At 63.7% G+C, this 4,170-nt stretch carries 3 protein-coding genes; 1 reads left to right on the top strand and 2 read right to left on the bottom strand.

The genetic code is table 11. The features are described 5' to 3' along the window. A partial coding sequence (locus DU475_RS23205; protein ID WP_164633455.1) for an META domain-containing protein occupies positions 1–387 on the bottom strand: 387 nt, incomplete at its 3' end. Between the two features lie 385 nt (positions 388–772). Here DU475_RS23205 and DU475_RS23200 point away from each other — a divergent pair. Beyond that, entirely contained in the window at positions 773–2,524 is a 1,752-nt protein-coding gene (locus DU475_RS23200; RefSeq protein ID WP_164633454.1) for an ABC transporter ATP-binding protein/permease, read from the top strand. 217 nt (positions 2,525–2,741) lie between these two features. Here DU475_RS23200 and DU475_RS23195 read toward each other — a convergent pair whose 3' ends face one another. Further along, positions 2,742–3,671 (bottom strand): TorF family putative porin, encoded by a 930-nt coding sequence (locus DU475_RS23195; protein ID WP_013501081.1) that lies wholly within the window; start codon positions 3,669–3,671, stop codon positions 2,742–2,744. Positions 3,672–4,170 lie beyond the last annotated feature (499 nt).

Raw genomic sequence — 4,170 nt, 5'->3', positions numbered from 1 at the left:
CGTCTGCGGGCCGGCGAAATTGACGAAATCGCCCTGCCGGCTCCAGGTCGTCACCGCCGCGAGCGCTGCGACCAGGGCATCATCGGCCTCTGCGCGATCCGCCGGACAATTGCGATCCTCGATCGCGCCCGGCACGAAGATCACCGTGTTGCCGGCGACGGAGAATTGCCCGACGCCGCCCTTGCACCACAGCTCCAGCCGGACGCTGCCCTTGTCGCCGATTTCCAGATTCGGAATCCGCTTCGACCCCGGCTTCGGCGACGCATCCAGCGTCAATTCCAGGCCGAATGGAAACTCCTCACCGGATTGCGCAAGGCAAGTCGTCGCCGTGCCGGACAGGATCGCCGTGGCGAGCACGGCAGCTTGCACCAGAGAAAAGGATCGCATCTCGCCTCGGTCGTTGTTGGAGCCGCTCGACATCCACCGGCTTGCGCCAGATCGCCGGCAAAGAAGTGGCTGAACTGCGGCGGACAGATGCCGCCGTGCGTAAGACGCTATAATGCGAACGCCCCCGCCTTGGCCAGACGGCGCCGCTGCCGGCGCCGACCACGTGCTTCCGTCCTGACACGACGGCAACCGGCGCATTCTCCCAAGGGTGCGCCGCATCCGCCCGCTCACAAACACGCGAAATCCACCGGGCGCACTCCGCTCGCGGCGGCGACATGCTAGGGTGTGACAAGAGGGCGCGACACGACGGCTGGTGAATGAACCTGCGAAACCCCTCACGGGCTCCCACTCCAAGACGGAGCCTCCCACCCGGAGACCTTTTCCAGTGACGACTATCCGAACCACCTTGGCGACCGCCTGGCGGATCGCAGTGCCGTATTTCAATGCTGAAGACAGATGGATGGGCCGCGGACTACTCGCCGCCGTGGTGGTGATCGAATTGGCCGCAGTCGGGCTCGCGGTGCTGTTCAACCGCTGGAACAACGACTTCTACAACGCGCTGCAGGAGCGCAACTACGATGTCTTCACCTATCAGATCGTCTATTTCTGCGTTCTGGCGGCGATCTGGATCGCGCTGAAGGTCTATCAACTCTATCTCAACCAGTGGCTTCAGATCCGCTGGCGCAAATGGATGACCGAGCGCTATCTGGGCGGATGGCTGCACGACGCCAACCACTACCAGATGCAGCTCACCGGAGATGCCGCCGACAATCCCGATCAACGGATCGCCGAGGACACCCAGCTATTCGTCGAGCGCACGCTGGCGCTGGGCATCGGTCTGCTCAACGCGGTGGTGACGCTGGCGTCGTTCGTGGTGATCCTGTGGGGACTGTCGAACGAGGCACCGCTGCATCTGTTCGGCCAGGATGTCCCGATCCCCGGCTACCTGGTGTGGGGCGCGTTGATCTACGCCGTGATCGGCACCGCCCTCACCCATTGGATCGGGTCGCCGCTGGTCGATCTCAACTTTCGCCAGCAGCGCTACGAAGCTGATTTTCGCTTCAATCTGGTGCGTGTCCGTGAGAACGCCGAACAGATCGCCCTGCTACGCGGCGAACCGGCCGAGCGTGGCAAGCTGTCGGAACGTTTCGGTTACGTTGCCGAGAACTTCATGCGGATCATGAGCCGCACCAAACGGCTCACCGCGTTCACCGCCAGCTACTCGCAGGCGTCGATCATCTTCCCCTACATTCTGGTGGCGCCGGCTTTCTTCGCCCAAAAGGTTCAGCTCGGCGGCATGATGCAGACCGCCTCCGCCTTCAACAGCGTACAGGACTCGCTCTCGTTCTTCATCACCGCCTATCGCACCCTGGCGGAGTGGCAATCGGTGGTGCAACGGCTCGACGGATTCGAACGAGCGGTCGACAGCTCAGCAGCGTTCCGCGCCGCTCCCGGCGTGGCCCGGGTCGTCGCGCCGACGCCCGGCGGCATCGCGCTCGACGATCTCAACCTGACGCTGCCGTCCGGATCGCCGCTGATCAGCGCCGACGGATTCAAGATCCACGACAACGAGCGCACCCTGATCGCCGGGCCGTCCGGCGCCGGCAAGTCGACGCTGTTCCGCGCGATCGCCGGGATCTGGCCGTTCGGTTCGGGCTCGATCGCGATCCCGGCCGATGCGACGCTGATGATGCTGCCGCAACGACCGTACTTTCCGGTCGGCGAACTCCGCGCCGCGATCGTGTATCCGGCCGAGGCCAACGCCTTCAGCGATGAGAAGGTTGCTGAGGTGTTGCGCGAGGTCGGGCTGCCGGCACTGGCGGAGCAGCTCGATCGGCACGGCCACTGGAATCGGACGCTGTCGCTGGGCGAGCAGCAGCGGCTCGGCATCGCCCGCGCGCTGCTGCACGCGCCGCAATACCTGTTCCTCGACGAAGCGACCGCGTCGCTCGACGAGCCGTCGGAAGCCGCTCTGTACGGACTGCTCGACCGGAAGCTGCCGGGCACCACGATCGTCTCGATCGGCCATCGTTCGACGCTGGAGGCATTCCACCAGCGCGACGCCGTGCTGTCCCGCACCGGCGACGGCTTCACCCTACAGGATCGGCTCAGCGTTCCCGTGCCGGAAGCCGGATGAACGGAAGGCCGGTCGACGCGGCGCTGTAGCTTTTGGCTGCTGACCGCGACGCAAGCGGCCAAGTGGCGATCGGCCGCCTGCGACGAGGGCCCGCGGCTCAAGGCCCCCGGCCGGAGGCCTCAACCGCTTCGAAGCGGCAGTCACGAGCAAACACACCAAACAAAACAAAGGGCGGCGGATTGCTCCGCCGCCCTCAGGCCCCCCAGAAGGGGATGTCTTACTTCAGCGCGCCCAGCGTCACGTCAGCCGAGAGCTTGGCGATGAAACGAGCACCGCACCAGCCCGAGGTCACGCCGTTCGAGGTGAAGTCGGAGGTGATCGCCTGGCAGCCGGCCTTCGACAGGTCGCTGTCGGTGTAGCGCAGATCCAGGGTGAACACCTTGTAGGTGAAGCCCACGCCGACGTTCCAGGTGTTGTAGTCCGGCAGAGCGGTGAACGCGTAGAACGCGTCGGTGGTGCCGAGCCACTGATGGCCGTATTCACCCGAGATGTAGGAGCCGATGCCGCTGGTGCCGAAGAAGGTGCCCGGCATGGTGATCTTCGCGTTCACCGCGGCGTAGGTGCCCGAGGTGCCGAAGCGCAGGAAGTCCGGCGAGTAGTTCACGCTGGCGCCAGCGGTGAACATGTCGTTGAAGGTGTAGTTGAACTTGCCGTAGAACTCGTAGAACGACACGTCCTTCTTCATCACGTTGCCGTTGGCGAGCGCGCTCGAGCCGAGCGGGCACAGGTTGCCGCCGCCCTGAACGGTGTCGATGCACTGGCCGCCCGGATAGCCGTAGTACCAGAAACCGAAGTCGAACGCGGCCGGACCGAAGGTCGGGCGGATACCGACGTAGCCGTCGATCTCAGCAGCGGCGCGGTTGGCGAACGAGATGCTCGAAGCCGACACGCCGGCGTAGATCTGCAGGTCCGGATTGATGTTGTAGCGCGGCTCGATGTAGCCGCTCACCGACGGCTGGTGGTTCGACTGGGTGATGCCACGGAACACGTAATCGCTGGAAACCGAGGTGCCGAACGCGACGTCCCACGGGTTGAACGCCACGACCGGCGGAGCCTTGGTGTAGACCTTGGCGGGCAGATCGGCCGCCTGGGCCGAGCCGGCGCCGACTGCGAGCACTGCCGCGACCGACAAGATTGTCTTCTTCATTTTGATCCCCATCGTTTTCAAGTCAGCCGGACCGAAGTTCAAGGACGCGACATCGACCTGCCAAAACCAAATGTGACAGCAATGTGCGGCGCGACACGGAAACGGTGAAGCAAAAAACACATGCAGTTGCCGACTTTTTGAGCAATTTGGTCACTTCGCCAACTCGTAGTTGAGGAGTGTTGCAATTAGATCACGTGATTGCGAGTGACTCTTAGGCCGAAACCATCATTGTTGGCATTTCGGGCAACACTTTTGGCTAAGTCGAGGTCGCAACTAATCTGTATGGCGATCGAATCGGCGGACTCGCCGGCCTCGTCCGATGGAGTTCACCTCTCAACACTTGAATACCTACCAGGTTCGGGATGCGTCGGCGGCTGGTTCGAGGCACAAGGAGTCCCTGGCGAAAAGCAGAAGGCCGCGGTCATGTCCGCGGCCTTCGGCAGATCGAATGCAGTTCGCGAAGCAACCGCCCGGCTCAGGTCGGGTCCGACCTGACACC

Source organism: Rhodopseudomonas sp. WA056 (genome assembly GCF_010906995.1).
Lineage (GTDB): Bacteria > Pseudomonadota > Alphaproteobacteria > Rhizobiales > Xanthobacteraceae > Rhodopseudomonas > Rhodopseudomonas palustris_G.
This window is presented reverse-complemented; position numbering and strand designations above follow the sequence as displayed.

Bases quoted from the DNA above. Each gene is read 5' to 3' on its own strand.
- DU475_RS23195 (WP_013501081.1), bottom strand. From the start codon at position 3,671: ATGAAGAAGACAATCTTGTCGGTCGCGGCAGTGCTCGCAGTCGGCGCC.